The organism is Apibacter raozihei (assembly GCF_004014855.1).
Lineage (GTDB): Bacteria > Bacteroidota > Bacteroidia > Flavobacteriales > Weeksellaceae > Apibacter > Apibacter raozihei.
Window position 1 is genome coordinate 1,008,606 of sequence record NZ_CP034930.1, and the last position, 17,562, is coordinate 1,026,167.

At 33.9% G+C, this 17,562-nt stretch carries 16 protein-coding genes; 12 read left to right on the forward strand and 4 right to left on the reverse strand.

Annotated elements, in window-relative coordinates; genetic code table 11:
• Together EOV51_RS04600 and tgt are read right to left on the reverse strand one after the other, a co-directional pair.
• A complete protein-coding gene (locus EOV51_RS04600; protein WP_128150320.1) occupies positions 1 to 1,101 on the reverse strand; it encodes an LptF/LptG family permease in 1,101 nt (366 codons plus the stop codon).
• Positions 1,098 to 2,228, reverse strand: coding sequence for a tRNA guanosine(34) transglycosylase Tgt (tgt, locus tag EOV51_RS04605; protein WP_128150322.1), 1,131 nt, complete (start codon positions 2,226 to 2,228; stop codon positions 1,098 to 1,100). Before tgt ends, EOV51_RS04600 begins: the two co-directional genes overlap by 4 nt.
• Before the next feature lie 483 nt (positions 2,229 to 2,711).
• Between tgt and EOV51_RS04610 the strand changes: the two genes are divergently transcribed.
• From EOV51_RS04610 to EOV51_RS04640, 6 genes are all read left to right on the forward strand, one after another.
• Positions 2,712 to 3,263 (forward strand): MepB family protein, encoded by a 552-nt coding sequence (locus tag EOV51_RS04610; RefSeq protein WP_128150324.1) that lies wholly within the window; start codon positions 2,712 to 2,714, stop codon positions 3,261 to 3,263.
• A gap of 114 nt (positions 3,264 to 3,377) precedes the next feature.
• Positions 3,378 to 3,725, forward strand: a complete 348-nt coding sequence (locus tag EOV51_RS04615) for a hypothetical protein (RefSeq protein ID WP_128150326.1) — start codon at positions 3,378 to 3,380, stop codon at positions 3,723 to 3,725.
• Positions 3,726 to 4,017: 292 nt separating this feature from the next.
• Positions 4,018 to 4,536, forward strand: coding sequence for a pentapeptide repeat-containing protein (locus EOV51_RS04620; RefSeq protein WP_128150328.1), 519 nt, complete (start codon positions 4,018 to 4,020; stop codon positions 4,534 to 4,536).
• A 376-nt stretch (positions 4,537 to 4,912) separates the two neighbouring features.
• Positions 4,913 to 5,407: a transposase gene (locus EOV51_RS04630; protein ID WP_128150330.1), complete on the forward strand. Its 495-nt coding sequence runs from the start codon at positions 4,913 to 4,915 to the stop codon at positions 5,405 to 5,407.
• Between the two features lie 8 nt (positions 5,408 to 5,415).
• Entirely contained in the window at positions 5,416 to 5,862 is a 447-nt protein-coding gene (locus tag EOV51_RS04635) for a hypothetical protein (protein ID WP_128150332.1), read from the forward strand.
• Positions 5,863 to 5,969: 107 nt separating this feature from the next.
• Positions 5,970 to 6,299, forward strand: a complete 330-nt coding sequence (locus EOV51_RS04640) for a hypothetical protein (RefSeq protein WP_128150334.1) — start codon at positions 5,970 to 5,972, stop codon at positions 6,297 to 6,299.
• 1,423 nt (positions 6,300 to 7,722) lie between these two features.
• On the opposite strand, the gene EOV51_RS04645 is transcribed toward EOV51_RS04640, so the two are convergent.
• Positions 7,723 to 8,931: an endonuclease/exonuclease/phosphatase family protein gene (locus EOV51_RS04645; RefSeq protein WP_228427726.1), complete on the reverse strand. Its 1,209-nt coding sequence runs from the start codon at positions 8,929 to 8,931 to the stop codon at positions 7,723 to 7,725.
• A 77-nt stretch (positions 8,932 to 9,008) separates the two neighbouring features.
• On the opposite strand from EOV51_RS04645, the gene EOV51_RS04650 reads away from it, so the two are divergent.
• From EOV51_RS04650 to EOV51_RS04670, 5 genes are all read left to right on the forward strand, one after another.
• A complete protein-coding gene (locus EOV51_RS04650; protein WP_128150336.1) occupies positions 9,009 to 11,804 on the forward strand; it encodes a carboxypeptidase regulatory-like domain-containing protein in 2,796 nt (931 codons plus the stop codon).
• A 24-nt stretch (positions 11,805 to 11,828) separates the two neighbouring features.
• Positions 11,829 to 13,193 carry a DUF5689 domain-containing protein gene (locus EOV51_RS04655; protein WP_128150338.1) on the forward strand — a complete coding sequence of 455 codons (1,365 nt, stop codon included), beginning with the start codon at positions 11,829 to 11,831 and terminating at the stop codon, positions 13,191 to 13,193.
• Positions 13,194 to 13,211: 18 nt separating this feature from the next.
• Entirely contained in the window at positions 13,212 to 13,868 is a 657-nt protein-coding gene (locus EOV51_RS04660; protein ID WP_128150340.1) for a hypothetical protein, read from the forward strand.
• A 92-nt stretch (positions 13,869 to 13,960) separates the two neighbouring features.
• Positions 13,961 to 14,722, forward strand: a complete 762-nt coding sequence (locus EOV51_RS04665; protein WP_128150342.1) for an SDR family NAD(P)-dependent oxidoreductase — start codon at positions 13,961 to 13,963, stop codon at positions 14,720 to 14,722.
• A 24-nt stretch (positions 14,723 to 14,746) separates the two neighbouring features.
• Positions 14,747 to 15,676: a hypothetical protein gene (locus EOV51_RS04670; RefSeq protein WP_128150344.1), complete on the forward strand. Its 930-nt coding sequence runs from the start codon at positions 14,747 to 14,749 to the stop codon at positions 15,674 to 15,676.
• Position 15,677: 1 nt separating this feature from the next.
• On the opposite strand, the gene EOV51_RS04675 is transcribed toward EOV51_RS04670, so the two are convergent.
• Positions 15,678 to 16,394, reverse strand: a complete 717-nt coding sequence (locus EOV51_RS04675; RefSeq protein WP_128150346.1) for a shikimate dehydrogenase family protein — start codon at positions 16,392 to 16,394, stop codon at positions 15,678 to 15,680.
• A 97-nt stretch (positions 16,395 to 16,491) separates the two neighbouring features.
• On the opposite strand from EOV51_RS04675, the gene mltG reads away from it, so the two are divergent.
• Positions 16,492 to 17,514 (forward strand): endolytic transglycosylase MltG, encoded by a 1,023-nt coding sequence (gene mltG / locus EOV51_RS04680; protein ID WP_128150348.1) that lies wholly within the window; start codon positions 16,492 to 16,494, stop codon positions 17,512 to 17,514.
• Positions 17,515 to 17,562: the final 48 nt, after the last annotated feature.

Here is a 17,562-nt window from a genome sequence, read left to right on the forward strand (position 1 = left end):
TTATGCATAGGCACGTTTAAAATATAAAATCAGGGTAACGATTCCAAATACAAAATTCGGAAGCCATACAGCAAACCAGGAAGGCATAATTCCTTTGGAAGAAAAAACCTGAAGTGCCTGGAATGAAAATATATAGAGAAAGGCAGATGAAATACCTATGGCCAGGTTTAACCCGATACCCCCTCTTCGCTTAGTCGAAGACAATGAAAGAGCTAAAAAGGTAAGGATCAAAACAGCTACAGAAGCGCTGGTTCTCTGGTGCAGTTCATTAAGATAAATATTTACGTTATTAGCGCCTTTCATCTTCTCTTTCTTAATGAATTTCAGCAGTTCCGGAGTATTCATGGTTTCTGCAACAAAGGCTTCCGGAAGAAGCTCGTCGGGAGTAAAATTAAAATGTTTTTTTAGGGTTTGTCCGTTTTTAAGTGTAAGGATTTTTCCTTTATCAGAATAGGTCTTTTCAAAATATCCGCCTAAAACATAAGTGTTATCCTTATCAGACCAGTATATTTCAGTGGCACGTATTTCTTGCAGTAAAACTCTCTGAGAGTTAAATTTCTGATACATAAAGCCGATACCTCTTTGAGACTGTCTATTGTAGCTGTTTACAAACAAATATTCTGTAGGCGATATTTGTGATGAGATGTTCTGGTTCGCAAAATAAGCTTCCCTTTTACTACCGGTAAGAGTTTTTACATTAAATTCATTTTTTTTAATATTCGCCCACGGAAGGAGAAAGTGGTTGGTCACCAAGGAAAGAGAGGCTATAAAAATGCCCACGAGTAAATAGGGGCGTGAAAACCGGAAAAAGCTGGTTCCCGAACTGGTAATAGCTACAATTTCCGTATTATTGGTTAGTCGTGAAGTAAAATAAATAACCGAAATAAATACCAGAATGGAGGCAAAAACATTAACCGCCCAAACCACGTAATACGGATAATACATCCGTAAGGTATCTACAATGCTGAATCCGTTTTCGTTAAAATCCTGATAGTTGCTCTGAATATCAATAATCACAAAAATTGCGATAAGAAGGATAAGCATAAAAAAAAGCGTTCCCAGAAAGTTACGGATAATATATCGATCAAGTATGTTTATCATAAGCGGGTGCGCAGCTGCGGGGTTACGGAGTTTTTCCAGGCATTGAAATCTCCTGCCAGAATATGTTTACGTGCTGTGCGTACCAAATCCAGGTAAAAGGCTAAATTGTGAATCGATGCTATTTGTTTACCCAAAAATTCGTTGGCTGAGAAAAGATGTCTCAGATATGCACGGCTGTATTCCTGATCTACAAAAGAAGTACCCTCCGGATCCAGCACGGAAAAATCATCTTTCCATTTATTATTTTTTATATTGATAACTCCCTGCCAGGTAAAAAGCATACCGTTGCGCGCATTTCGGGTGGGCATAACACAGTCCATCATATCTACTCCCAGTGCAATAGATTCCAGAATATTCCATGGAGTACCTACGCCCATAAGATAGCGGGGTTTGTCTTTGGGTAAAATATCTGTAACTACCTCAGTAATACGGTACATTTCTTCTTCCGGTTCACCCACGCTCAATCCCCCGATTGCATTTCCATCGGCTCCTACAGAAGCGATAAATTCAGCAGAAATTTTCCGCAAATCTTCAAATGTACTGCCCTGCACAATGGGGAATAAATGTTGTTTATAATCATAAACCTCCGGATTTTCCTCGCACCAGCTGACGCATCGTTTCAGCCAGCGGTGAGTAATGTCCAGTGATTTCTTGGCATAGGAGTAATCACAAGGGTAGGGGGTGCATTCATCAAAGGCCATAAAAATATCTCCTCCGATATAACGTTGAATTTCCATTGATTTTTCTGGTGTGAAAAAATGGTACGAACCATCTATATGAGATTTAAAACGTACCCCGTCTTCCTGAATTTTTCGTGTCTGGGAAAGTGAAAACACCTGATATCCTCCGCTATCGGTAAGAATAGGGCGATCCCAGTTGATAAATTGGTGAAGCCCTCCGGCCTTATATAAAATATCCGTTCCTGGACGTAAATACAAATGATAAGTGTTGCCCAGAATAATCTGTGCCTGAATATCGTCCTTTAACTCTCGCTGATGTACAGATTTAACAGTTCCTACAGTACCCACCGGCATGAAAATAGGTGTTTCAATACTGCCGTGATCCGTTTCTAAAATTCCGGCCCGCGCCTTAGAGTTTTTATCGGTTTCAATTGCTTTAAAAAACATAGATGCAAATATATAAAGAGATTTAAGAAATCTTCTGAAAAATAGAAGATTTTAACATTTTGTTCGCTCTTATAATGGATCGGATGGTTGAAATCTGGTAAGTACTTATTAGTATTGTGAATCGCTTTCAAAATTTATTATCTTTGTGATACGTCGCAACAATGATTTGACTATTGCCAATCATCGGTTAAGTTCTTTATCGCAAGATCTCCATAGAGATTCTTTCCGTATGAAGAAAATGATTTGTTTGAAGCTGTTGAACCTTTAAATGTTCCAAAGTTGCAAATTGTAAGAGAAAACGATATGGATGTCTTTTTAGATTTCGCATCTTTTTTTCGGAAAAATTTAATTGATTTATGAGAGTATAGACAGAACAGAAAGCATGTCTATCCAATATTTTCTAGAAACTTAGAAAAGAGTGTAAATAATTAGATAAAACAATCAAAAATATAACTTTAATAGTTTTATAATGGAGGTAAGGCTATGGACAATAAACATAACAAAGAAAAAAATAGAACATTTATTCCAAAAGAATTACCAATTAATTTAGAATTAGCAATAAAACATTTATATGCTGAATCTGGGATGAAAATAACACAATATCCTGTTAGAGAAAATGAAAGTTTGGAATACAATGCCTGTAGATTTAGTATAAAAAATAAAAATGTCTTATTTAGGGAAGGTAAGACAACTCCAACTAAAATAGGTCAGTTTGTGACCTGTTGGAAAAGGCTATCGGATATCATCCTTCCTTTTGATAGCAACGATGATATAGAGTTTTTAATTATTGGATCTGCAGATAAAGATAATGTAGGACAATTTATTTTTGATAAGAATATTCTGATTAAAAAAGGTATCATGTCTAATGAAGATAATAAAGGAAAAACTGCTTTTAGAATATATCCTCCCTGGACTTTTCCAACAAGTAAACAAGCTATAAAAACGCAAAAATGGCAATTACAATTTTTTGTAGATTTTACGAATAAAAATATTCCAATTGATAAAGAAAAAGTAATTTCTTTATTTCAAACTTAAATACTCCATTGAATGTCAGCGAGGTGTTTGTCTCAATTTAAATATTGAAAATATTACAACTCAAACCTTTGGAGGAAGTTTAGATCTAAAACCATTCATTAAATTATAAATTTTATGGAGACAGCAATTTATTCAACGATATATTCTAACGACATAAATACAATTGAAGAAGTATTAAAAAGAATTCTGCTAGAAGGAAATTTTAAGAAAATTGAACAAGGAACAATTTTGATCTATGAAGATAACAAAATTGAATTGTCAATTGAACCTTATTCTAATTCATTTTATTTGTCAGGAAGAATCAAAAACAATTTATTAAACAGTAAATTACTTATTAATAAAATTGTAAATGTTTTGAAAGATGCAGAAATGCAATTTTCATTAGATTATCAAGAAGAAAATAAGGCTGGAGTAACAACAACTCCTGAATATCATATTTCTTACATGAAAAAAATAAATTAAAAGTTTATGCTTGGAGGTTCTGGGAAATTTGTCGGACATTTATTTAGTAATCTTTAGTAGAATAGATGATTTAAATAACTAGAGGAAAAGTTACTCGAGAATGGATTCTTTCGATGGAGAGTATTGAAGAAAATATTAAAGCAATTTACTTGGAAAACGAATTTTTATCTGGTATTTAAGTGTAAAAAAGTATATAAAATTATTAAATATTAATTATTTAGAAAAAATAATAAGTGAGAATTAAAATATCAGGATGAGACGAATTCCATTGTTCCAATAATACTTAAGAAACATGAGAATATTAGATAATGAAAATTTGAAAAAAATTATAGATGATCTTCGGATAAAAAGTGGGAAATCAAATTTTCTTATCCCAATAGATTTAGAAAGTTCAATTATTAAAGATCTGATTGTTGAAAGAGGTGGGTATATCTATGCAAATGATTCAAATGTATATTTTGAGAATTCGATTTTCAATGAGTCTGATTTAATTAATACCCCTTTTGCTTGCTATAACTGGAAATTCGATAATTGTATATTTATAAAGTGTAATTTATCTAAATTATTCATTTCCGAAAGTGAAATAAAAGGTTGTAAATTCATTGAATGTAACTTGTTTGAGATGAATTTGGAAGGAGCTTTAATTGAGGATTCGATCTTTCTCTCTTGTGATTTTTCGGCTGCTGACTTCGACGAAGCAACGATAAAAAAAACAAAGTTTATAAATAATTATAACTTGTCTAAAGAATACGGGTTTAAGAATATTATAGAAGATTGTAATGTTTGGGATAATAAAATTATACCTCTTTAGATCAAAGAACCAATGTATAACACATAGCCAATAAATAAAGTTTTTAAAACTAAAGATAGTAGACTAATATTAATAGATGGTATAAAATAAAAAGCATATGGAAAGTTATAAAAAAACTATTTTTCGAATAATGTGTAATAGTGAGGATTATTTGAAACAAACATTGGAATGGTACAATGAAATGTATAATACTGATTTCAAAATAATAAATGTAATTTACTTTAACTGATATTTTTAATATAGGCTATCAATTTGGAGTAAAAGTACAACGTTTGCGAGAAAAAGGGGAGATTGATTGGTAAATAATATCTGAAACCCCCTGCTGGAGCGGACTTCCAGTCCGTGTGTTGCGCAGTAAAAATAGATTATAACTATTATGAGTAGAAGATATAAATTTCATAATCCTGATAGGCTTTACTTTATCAGCTTTGCTGTTAAAGATTGGGTTGATGTTTTTACCCGTAATGAATATAAAGATATATTGGTTGACAGTTCGAATTTTTGTCGGAACCATAAGGGCTTGGAACTGTTTGCATGGTGTATAATGACCAATCATGTTCATATGATTGTTAGAGCAGAGGAAGGGTGTTTGCTACAAAATATATTGAGGGATTTTAAAGGCTTTGCATCCAGAGAAATATTAAAAGCAATCAGTAATAATCCATGGCTGGATGATGCTATTAAAAGAGGAGATAATTTTAGGTTAGTTTCCAATCCATTGAACGAAAAAGCTATTTATGTTACTGACAATCTTCGTGAATTTGTCTTAGATGTAAATGGTAATAAAATACAATCTATCTTTGGTCGAGAAGTTGAATATTTGAAATCAAAAGGCTACACTATCCTTCTGGATGGTACAGCCATAAAATAAAAAAAAATATGGAAGAAATGTATTACCCCGAAACCTATTTCAAAATTGATATTCTGAATGAAATATTAAAAGAATTTGATTGGCCTTGTCCTTATGAAACAGCAAGATCTGGGGCAGATATAGTGTTGTATTTTCCAAAATGTGAGCTATTAATTATAGAGGGATTTGACAGTCATATGTATGCTGTTTTTCCAAATTGTTACACTGGGCGTAACGATATGCAAGATTCATTAAAGCTATCACGTGCTGTGGGAGTAATCCGAGATAAAAAAATGAAAGACCCGAATTACAAAGATCCGTTGTTACATGAGTTGGATGATGATCCCAGCTTGGATAAGGTGAAAGATGGCATTAGAAATATTTGTATTTTGATACAAACATTTCTTCTACCTTGTGTTGTAGATGGCGATTTTAGTTGGGTTGATGATTATAATAAAGAATGTTGTAGATCTTAGTTCTTTTTTTTATTAATTTATGAATAAACGATTAAAAGAGCTTAAGGTAGAATATAAAGCAACAGTGCAACAGAGTCAAAGTTTTCATGCTGTTAAAAATTAGTAATATGATACTTAATGAAATTTATGTTTTTTTTGATCCAAAATATATTCCAATAATTAATTATTTCTACATAATACCTTCTGAAAGTATAGAATCTGAATTAGATATGATCTATAGAGGTATAGGGTGTATGAGGGATTTTAATGGATATGAATTTGAAAATAACGGAACGATTACGTTTTTTGATTTTACAACTATTGAAAAATCAATTAATATAACAATCCCTAATCTAATAATTTTTATAAATCCAATAATTCAGGATTTTTTAAAAAATAATTCTGAAAAAAAGATTGTTATTGACAATTATATAGATATGCTATTAAATAAGTATTAATATTAGCTTTGAGCTTACTGTTGTCAGAAAATTAAATAATTATACTAGCGGACTTAATCAAACAAATAAATCAGTCAATATCTGATTTATTTGAAAATTGTCATCTTTACAAGAGATATTAGAATTCAAGACTCATCTATGATAACAGCAAACACAAAAGATATTAATCTTATAGTTCTATGGTTGAGCAAAGTAAATTTGATGAGATTATAAAGTCATCTAATTGCGGAAAATAAGATAAAATATAGTGAATTTTGATTTATCAAATATGAGTAGTGCAGAATTAAGAAATTTAGCACAAGATATTCTGAATAATAATTTTCATTTAATCGCGGTGCTAATAAAGATATTAGATATAATTATTTTCGTTTTATTATCAATACAAAGTTTGATAATGGAGGGGTAGAAGGGGTAAAGAGTTTAAAAGTAACATTGTAATCTAAATTTCTCATCTTAATGTTGAAAATATATTTATAAAAGTAAAAACCAGGAATTTGGTATAGAACCATTTATGAATTTAAACAAATTTAGAGGAGACGGAAGCATAAATGACCCTGACCCTCAAATATTGTATGAAAATTTAAAAAAAGGTATTTCCAAATCTATCATATAGAACGAGGATTTTTGGATATGATTATGAATATGTTGAAAACTATTTTGAACTATATATAAATACAACTGATAGCGTTGAATATTTTATTCATATAGATTACGAAGGTTATGAAGCAAATTTCATTAAAATATTAAAACAAATCGAGGAAATCTTAGATGATTTATCTTTGGACTTCGACTTGGGATATTATGAGATAGATCAAGATGAAAATCAAATATCAGGAGATATAAATTTTAGAGGATAACTTTTGCATGTTTATGAAGGTTATAGCTATTGATGATACTAAAATAAAATAGGTTTTTACGAAGGAAATTGTCTAATAACTTTTAGGAAATCAATAGTCTATAGTTTAGGAAAATGGTTTTTAAAACTATGGTAAAAGATTGAACAATCATAAGGTAAAAAACAAGAATTAATAAAACACATCCGTTTTACTAGTACACTGATACAAGATTTTGTATAACTGCATTTAATGAAAAAATCGTAAAAGATATAATAGAAGAAAATATGTTATGGTTTTCTAATGATTGATAATCTAATAAATTGATAGTATTTTATTGAAAAAAAGGACTAAGGTTAGTTTAATATAAAATCTTTAGTTTATAATATGATTTATAAGGAACTAAGATTATATTGTAAATCATTTTTATTTATCTTAAACTGTTAAGTTTGCCTCGACTATCTTCGGGGCCTTTTTTATGAAGTAAATTCTGATTTTTTAAAAAAATCGAAAAAAGATAGTACATTAAAAAAAACCGTCATTCTAAATGAGAATGCCGGTTTTTTTATTAGGTTGCTTATCGAGAATATCTACGGGTTAATTTCCTTGATTAAAATTGTGTAAACCGGAAAATGATCGCTGTATCCGCCGGTATAATTATCTCCCGAAAACGAACGGAAGGGGTAGCCTTTCCATTGTCCTTCTTTAGTAGTTAAATAAAGTGGGGAAAAAACATTCATAGAGTAATATTGATATCCTTGGTTGGGATTGCTGACCATAGCCGGAGACATGATCTGCTGATCAAAAAAGCTGAAAATGTCCTGATAAGCTAGAGTACCGGATCCTTTTTTGTATAATTGTTCTGCCGGATTAAAATACAATCCTTTTTTTATATCGCTTTTTCTGGAAAAAGTTCCGATGGTTTTTTTAATGCTGGGGCTGGTAGGATCGTCGTTGTAATCTCCCATAGCCAGGATTTTAGCATCAGGGTTCACAGTGAGAATACTGTCCATGGCTTTTTTTAGCACCTCTGCCGCTTTAATTCTTTTCGGCATGCTGGCCTGTTCTCCTCCTCTTCTTGAAGGCCAGTGATTGACAAAAAAATACATTTTTTCACCATCCAGCAGTCCTTCTACCCATAAAATATCCCGTGTATATTCCCGGTAGCCCGAGTTCCTTTCCAGACTGACAATCAGTCTTTTTTGTCCTGTTACGATAAAACGGGACTTGTCATATAAAAGTCCGGTATCTACCCCCCGCGCATCAAAAGAATTAAAATGTACAAACCCGTAAACACTTCCTTTCTTTCGCAGTTCCTTGCACAAGTCGTTTAAAACGTGTTCGTTTTCAACCTCGCATAAGCCTACGATGGCAGGGGAAGCATGTGTTTCGGTTCTGCCCGCCTCAGATATTACTTTGGCCAGATTACTTATTTTCTGCTGGTATTTTTTTGAATTCCAGACCTTGGTGCCCTGATAGTAAAACTCATCCGTCAGAATCTGTTTTCTTATCACCTGTTTTCCTTTAAGCTTTTCAAAACTAAGCTCTCCCTTGTAAATTTCTAACCCTGAAGCCAGAGCGCTGTCTTCAGGAACGCTGATTTGATAGTTAGGATCTTCCGGTAATAAATTGCCATTTATGATATCTGCCGATTTGATGGTGTCGTATAAGTTTTCCACGTTATAAAACATAACGGTTGCCGTCTTATAATTCCTCGTTTGAGAGTTCTGCGCATAAGCATTTGAATAAAGCGTAATAAAAAAGCAAGGAAATATGATTCTTAACAATAAATTATTCATTTTGATTGATTTATTTGCACAAATGTAAAAATAAATAATTAGTTTTGTTAACATAAGTTTAACGAAAATAACTAAGTATGATGAAATTTAGGCTGAGTTGTCTGATAGTGTTTTTCTATCAGGTAATCATTGCACAAACTATGATTTTCGGCTATCTTAAAGATCAGGATGGCAAGCCCGTAAATCATGCCACAATAAGCTTAGGGGAAGATCGCTCTTTACAGGTTTCTACAGATTTTGTCGGATATTTCCAGATAAAAGATCTTACTCCGGGAAAATATCTTTTAATTGTAACAAAATCCGGATACATTCCTTCCACATTATCTTTTACACTTTCACAGGGAGAAATAAAAAAAGATATGGGCGAAATTAAATTGGAATACAATCCTTCGCAGGTAGATGTCGGAATGATCACGTTAACAGACGGAGATTTATCTACAGATGAAGGATCTACCGTAGGACAAACAGGAATAGGGTTGTTACAGGCTTCAAGAGATGTCTTTTCACGTACTGCAGCCTTTGAGCTGGGAGCGTATTGGTTTAAAGTCCGGGGTACGGATAACCGGTATTCCAATATTTTATTTAACGGTATACCCATGTCAAAAAACCATACCGGGAGACCCGATTTTGGTAACTGGGGAGGGCTGAACAACGTAATTAAATATCCGTATGAGTTGGCCGAGAATAATACCGTATCCGATTTTTCTTTCAGCGATCTGGGAGGAACCACCTACTACGATACGCGGGCATCCAACTATCGCAAAGGATTAAATTTATCTTATTCGTTAACTAACCGTACTTATCAGCATCGTTTAATGGCTACCTATTCTACAGGTATGCTCCCTTCCGGATGGGCTTTTACTATTTCGGGATCCCGCAGATGGATGGAAGAAGGTGTAATTGACGGTACCTATAATGATTCTTATGCATATTTTGCTTCTATAGAAAAAAAATTGTCGGATAAACATAGAATTAACCTGACAGCTTTTGGCTCACCTTCAAGAAAATCGGGTTCCAGTCCTAATACACAGGAAGCATATGATTTAAGAGGCAAGAACTACAACTCGTATTGGGGTTGGCAGGATGGAGATAAAAGAAATGAGAGAGTAAAACGTATTTTTGAACCCATGTTCATGCTGAGCCATTACTGGGACATTTCACCAAAGACCTTATTGACAACCACAGCCTCTTATCAGTTCGGGTATAATAAAAGTTCCCGTTTGAACCGTTTCGAAGCCGATAATCCATCCCCTACTTATTATAAAAATTTGCCCAGCTACTGGTTAAGTGTAGGAAATGCTACTGAATATCAAAGAATGCTGGATGCATGGGAGAGCAACGATACCTCAGTTACTCAGGTAAACTGGGAACGGTTATACAATGCAAATTATAATGCTCCTACTTACACAGATCCGTATAGCGGGATAACCGGCAGACGTGCAACTTTTTTCTTAGTAGACGATGTGATTAAAGATAAAACCTTTAATGCTGCCACTCACTTAAGTACTCAGTTTGCAGATAATTGGAAATTTATCCTTAATTTGAATTATCAGAATCTGAATTCTGAAAATTACAGGGAAGTCAACGATTTGCTGGGAGCAGACCTTGTAATTAACAAATCTTCTTTTCTGAAAGGAGATGGTTCTGCAACTTCAATTGATGATTATAATATTGAACGCCCGGGAAGTGTAGCCAGAAAAGGAGATAAAACAGAATATTATTACAAACTACACCGTCAGGAAGTATCTGCCAATGCAACTACCCGGTTAACTCTGGATAAATGGGAAATGGCTGTATCTTTATTATTTGCCTGGAATGAGGCCTACAGAGACGGTAAATTCAGACATGGCCTATACGCAGATAATTCTTACGGAAAAAGTAATAAAGCTAATTTCATAGAGTCAGGAATGCGGGCAGGTCTTACATATAAAATGAACGGGCGTAATTTTATTACCTTAAATGCGGCCTATTATGAATCTGCTCCTACCTTAAACGAAATATTTGCTAATCCTCGTTTAAACAATCAGATGAGTCCTAACCTGACCAATCAAAAAATAAACGCCAGTGATATTAGTTACGTGCTTCGTACTCCAACAGTAAAAGCAAGGGCTACAGGATATTATACGAAAATTAAAGATGCAGTGGAAATTACCCGCTACTATGCTCAGGGGGTTAGTCTGGATGGTAATGGGGATGCATTTATATCTGAAGTGCTCACCGGGGTGGAAAAAGATTATCTGGGCACAGAAATCGGTATTGACTGGAAAATCATGACTTCGCTTACATTATCGGGAATTGCTTCTGTAGGACAGTACACTTATAAAAATAACCCGGATTTATATATTTTAAGCGATGTGGCTACCGGTGTAAACAGCTTTGGTAAATCGTATATAAAAGATTACAAAATAGCAGGAACACCTCAAAAAGGATATTCCTTAGGACTTAGATACAATAATCCCAGATATTGGTGGGTAGGAGTAACCGGAAATTTCCTACAAGATATATATTCAGATATTTCAGCACTTTCCAGAACTAAAAACTTTGTTATGGAAGATCCTGCTTATCCGTATGAAGGAGCAACACCGGAAACTGTACGGGCTGTATTAAAACAAAAACAATATCAGGACGTATTTATGCTGAATGCAAATGCAGGTAAATCTTTCCGTTTTGGAAAATACAGTATGGGAGTAAGTCTTTCAGTTAACAATATTTTTAATGAAAGAGGATATGTTACCGGAGCTTTTGAACAGGGACGATATTCAAACTATGCTCAGCTTGCAGAAGATCAGGCAAGGACTTATCCCTTGTTTGGAAACAAATTATTTTACGATAGGGGTAGATCTTACTTCCTAAATGTGTATTTACGATTCTAAATGAAAAGTGACAAATTAGTGATTATGAAAACAGTTAAAACGTTTCTTAAAATATGGATAGCCTTTTTTGTTGTTTATTCAACTACGGCCTGTGTCCACGATGATGATTATAAAGCCCCTGCTCCAAATGCAGGTCAGGAGTTAACACCTACTCGTACCCTGACGGAGATACGATCTTCCGCTCCTCTTTTTACCGGGAAAACGGTAAATGACACTCTTGCGGAATCTCTTCCTTTTGGCGACGATGATATTCTCGAGGGATTTGTAATTTCTTCCGATCAGGCAGGGAATATTTATAAAAATTTATTTATAGTAACTGCCGATGGAAAGGAGGGAATTATGCTAAGTATTAACAAATCCAGCATTTATACCTATTATCCTTTGGGGGCAAAAATATACGTGAAGCTAAAAGGACTTTATTACGGAAAACAAAATGGAATGGTACAGATTGGAATGAAACCTACACAATCTACACGATATATTGTGGATCAGATTTCTCCAAACGTGATGACCTCTCAGATAGTTCTTGGCAACGAGAGAAAAGATGAAGAAGATTTAGTTATAAAAACAAATGCTTCAGGAAAACCATTAACGGTAAAAGATGTAAACAATAATGAAGCCTATTTGTGCACATTGGTTGAGCTGAGTGATCTTGAATTCAATGAGGCAGGCTCAACTTTTGTAAGAGAAAAAACAGCTACTAATAATCAGGTAAATGACTTGCCAACGGATTATTTTACCGTAAGGGTAAGTGATTATGCAAATTTTGGTTCTTATACCATTCCGTACTCAGAAGGAAGGGCAAGGGGAGTGGTCACTCGTTATGATGGCTCATACAAAACCTATCAGTTTCTGCTTAGAAGCATTAACGATTTACAAGGTTTTGATAAAACTCCACCACTGTTTTACGAAACGTTTTCCAATTGTCTGAAAGCAGATGGAACAGCATGGGCAAGTCCGTGGCCGAAAATATCTAACGTAACCGGGTTTGACATGGGAGCTCCTGTACAGTACAGCGATGCCAACGCTACGGCCGATGTACGTTCAACAGCTTCTATTAACAAACATGTCTGGTTTCCTGCCAATCGGGCTTCATCATTAACCATAGCGGGAATAAATACTTCCGGAATTACTAATGTTAGGGTATCATATAAGCTCAGAACGAACAATGCGGTTTCTTCCGATGCCTCAATTTTAAAAGTAAAATGCAACGGAATAGAGTTAACCATTCCTCCCACAGAAATATCCAACAGCGGGTATGTAACTATTAAACCTTCGGAGGATTTGCCTTCTACAGAAACTATGACTCTGGAGTTTTATACAACAGCAACGCTGAATACGGTAGGGATACGTATTGATAATATAAAAGTAACAGGTGATTCAAAATAACGGTAAAAGAAAATTAGTATGAAAAATATAAAAAAATTATACATATATTCATTGATAGCTATTTTAGCGGCTGTAGTTACCTTATCCTGTGTAAGCAACGATGATTATTCAGTACCTCCGGTTCCTGCTGCCGGTTTTTTTAAAGAAACTTTTAATCAGGTGACTAAAAGCAACGGAGATCCTATATCAGCTAGTCCCTGGCCTAAAGTAGCCGCGGTTATTAATTTTGATAATGAAAAAGAAGGGGTAGCGTATAGCGATGCTTATGGAACCGCCGATATTAGAAAAATAAACGGGACTAATGATTTGGCTAAAAAAGGATTTTTTTTGTGGATGCCTGCTGCTAAAAATTCATCTCTAACCTTAGACCATCTGATGATAGGCAATAGAAAAAATATTACTTTAAGATATCGGTTCAATGCTAATGTTTACAATGCCGGAGATATTGGAAATACAAACTTGTTGACAGTAACTCTTAATGATCAAAAACTGTCAATTCCTGATACGGAACTAAACGTATCCAACAATAAAAATAAGTATATAGGAGTAATGGTTCGTATTCCGGATAATTTAATTATGGATAATTCTAAACTGGAATTTTCAGTATTGTCAACGGATAACACAAGGGGATTTAGAATTAAAGATATTGAGTTCATAGAGAATTATGAATGGTAATACCAAATAGTATAATATATTTAAAATAGCTGCTTACTGAGCAGCTATTTTTATTTTCATTTTGTACCTTTATCAAACAAAAAAACAAGGGTATGCAAAAGACAGCTTTAATTACAGGATCTACTTCAGGAATCGGAAAAGCAACAGCAGAACTGTTTGCGCATCACGGTATTGATTTAATTCTTTGTGGAAGAAGGGCAGAACGTTTGGAGGAAGTTCAGTCTGAGCTCAAGGAAAAGGTAAAAGTGATGACCTTACAATTTGATGTGAGTGACAGAGACTCGGTTGTAAACGCTATAAACAGTATTCCGGAAGAATGGAAGAAAAAGCTGACTGTTCTTATTAATAATGCAGGGAATGCTCACGGGCTGGATTCTTTTCAGGAGGCATCTTTGGATGATTTTGACTCTATGATTGACTCTAATGTCAGAGGTGTTTTAAACGTTTCCAAGTCAGTGGTTCCTATACTAATTGCAAATGGTCAGGGTGGACATATCGTAAACCTCAGTTCTATTGCAGGTAAAGAAACCTATCCCAAAGGTTCCGTATACTGTGCTACCAAACATGCTGTTGAGGCTATAAGCAAGGGGATGCGGATGGATTTACTTTCGGAAGGAATCAAAGTGACTAATATAGCTCCCGGAGCTGTAGAAACAGAATTTTCTCTTGTTCGTTTTAAAGGAGATGCTCATAAAGCTGATGCTGTTTACCAAGGTTTTGAACCTTTACGGGCAGTAGATATTGCGGATGCTATTTATTATGCTGTTTCCAGACCCGATCATGTACAGATAGCAGACATGACCCTATTACCTAAAGCTCAGGCATCAGGAACTATATTTAATAAAAAATCATAAATAATATTAAATTTGGTTTTTACTATGTTAAAAATAAACAAACTTATTCTTGGATGTTTTGTATTACTTTTTTGTGGATGGTTAAGCGCGCAGAAAGTTAAAAACAAACAATCGATTGTATATGAGTCTACTATAAAATATAGTAACGCCGTTATTTATTATCGGAATTTTGTTGTTTTACAATTGAAGAAATATGAAAATGTTCTGGCACAGTCGGAAAATAACTTCATAAAAATTAAATATGATGCACAGCCGGAACCTCTTATTTTGCCTTTAGTAATTGAAGATTCCGGTCAGCGTACTCAATATCTCGAAACCTATAAAAATATTTCTAACCTGCCGGTAAAAAATGAAATACATAAAAAAATTATCCTAGCGGAAAATCAATATGCTTCCTATTTAAGTACTTGCCAGGAGATATCGGATTATTTTGTCCTTCGAAGATATATAAAAGATGATGATCGTAAGCTTTATAATTCTTTAAAAGACAGTCTTAATGCTAAGGTTACAAATGCAGTAGCTTTATGGGATGAGGTATCTCACGAAGCTGAGCTTATTGGTAATGAAGCAGAAAAAGGGTTATTACAAACCAGTAAAATTGCTGAGTTTGTTGTTCCTATGAAAGAAAATCTAACTCAGGTTCAAGGAATATGGAAGGAGCTACAGCAGGCCACTTTGATTCGGGAGTCTTTGTCTCAAAAAAACAAAGAATTTTTTAACTCTATTCAACATAACAAAAATTTGCCTAAGAATAATTCTTTATTAAAATCTGCAGATTATCTGATTGTATACCAAGATTTTTATTTATCCTGTGGTCTAATACATGAATATGTGGGAATTCTTCTGCAAAAAGTAGAAAAAGCGGATTATAAATCTGCTGAGACGTATTATAAAATGATCGGAAAAGAATACGATAAATTAGTATCTTTTTACAATACTTTTATTCAGCAATGAATCAGGAATTCCAGATATCCCAGGCGGCTTCTGCTTGCAGGTGAAGCATTTCCAGACCGTTCTTAATTTGAGCTCCTTTATTTCGGGCTGCGGTTAGCAGTCGGGTTTCCTCAGGATTATAGATGAGATCATAGACCAGATGTTCAGGAGTAAAATGCTCAAAAGGAACAGAAGGCATATGTTCGATATTAGGAAAAGTTCCCACGGGAGTTGTATTAATAATTAAAGGGTGATTATCCAGAATTTTCTGATCCAGTAAGTCGTAATTAGTATTTCCTGTCCTGGAAACAACCAGGTAATCAATCTGTAGAGAATTTAAAACATAGGCTACAGCTTTGGATGCACCTCCACTGCCTAATATAAGGGCCGAAGTATGATGAGGTTTTAATAAGGGAATCAGCGAATTTTTAAAACCAACAGCATCTGTATTATAACCTGTTTTTTTATTTCCGGATATTTTTACTGTATTAACTGCACCAATTTTCTCAGCTTCAGGGCTTAGTTCATCTAAATACTTAATAATCTCCTGTTTGTAGGGTATGGTGATATTGAAACCGTTTAGTTCTTCCATTTCAAAAAGTGTAGGAATATCTTTCTTATCCTGTATATCAAATATTTGATATGTATATCCATCCAAACCCAATGTTTTAAATTTTTGTGAAAAATAATTTTGTGAAAAGGAATAAGATATGTTTTTTCCCAGAAGACCCAGATTCATAGTTATAATTTTAACAATTTTTAGTAAATACAAAGATATAAATTTATTGTATTTTTGCGTTATACCTAAATATTGAAGTGCGGAAATCCCCAAGTGTATGAAAAAAGTTTTCAGACTAATCTTAGTTCTTATTTGTATAGGTGTAATAGCAGGAATATTTATCGGCTACCCTTATTACAAAAAGAATTATTCTTCTAATATTTCCAGAAATGGAATCGTTTTTATACCTACTCATGCAACCTATGATCAGGTAAGAAAAATACTATCGCCTTATTTAATTGATGCCGCCAGTTTTGATCATTCAGCTCATCAGTCGGATCTGTCAAAAAAAGTAAAAGCGGGTAAGTACAAATTGTTAAAAGGAGAAACTAATAAGGAGATTATTCGCAAAATAAGTCTTGGTTTACAGGAAGAGGTACATTTACGCTTGAAGAGCTATGATGATGTTTATGAGCTTGCCGGCGATTTAGGGAAAAATCTGGAAAGTGATTCTATAACATTTATCAATTATTTTAAATCCGTTGCTCATCAAAAAGGATTTTCAGATGTAGAGCAACTGAAAATATTCTTTACACCGGATACCTATTTTATGTATTGGAATACTCCTCCTCAAGAATTTTTTTCAAGATTCGATAAAATGTATACTAATTTTTGGACAGATCAAAGAATTGACCAGGCTCAGACATTAGGCTTAACAAGATTGGAAGTTTATACCTTAGCCTCTATCGTTCAGAGAGAATATATGAAAAAGGACGAACTACCTGTTATTGCAAGTTTATATCTAAACCGTTTAAAAAAAGGTATGAAGCTTCAGTCTGATCCTACGGTTATCTATGCAGAACGAAAGGTAAAAGGATTTAAAGTACTCATTCGAAGGGTAAAAAATTTATCGGTTGACTCTCCTTATAATACATATAAATACAAAGGCTTACCCCCATTACCTATCTGCATGGTTAATGAATTTGTTATAGATGCGGTTCTCAATCCTGCCAAAACTGACTATCTGTTCATGTGTGCAATTGAGAATACAGGTAGACACGCATTTACTTCCAATGCTGATGAACATATGAGAAATGCCAGAGCTTATAGAGAATGGCTGGATAAAAGAGGGATTAAATAATTATTTTTTGGGTATTGTAATGTGTAGGATCTGAATGTCAGAAAGTAT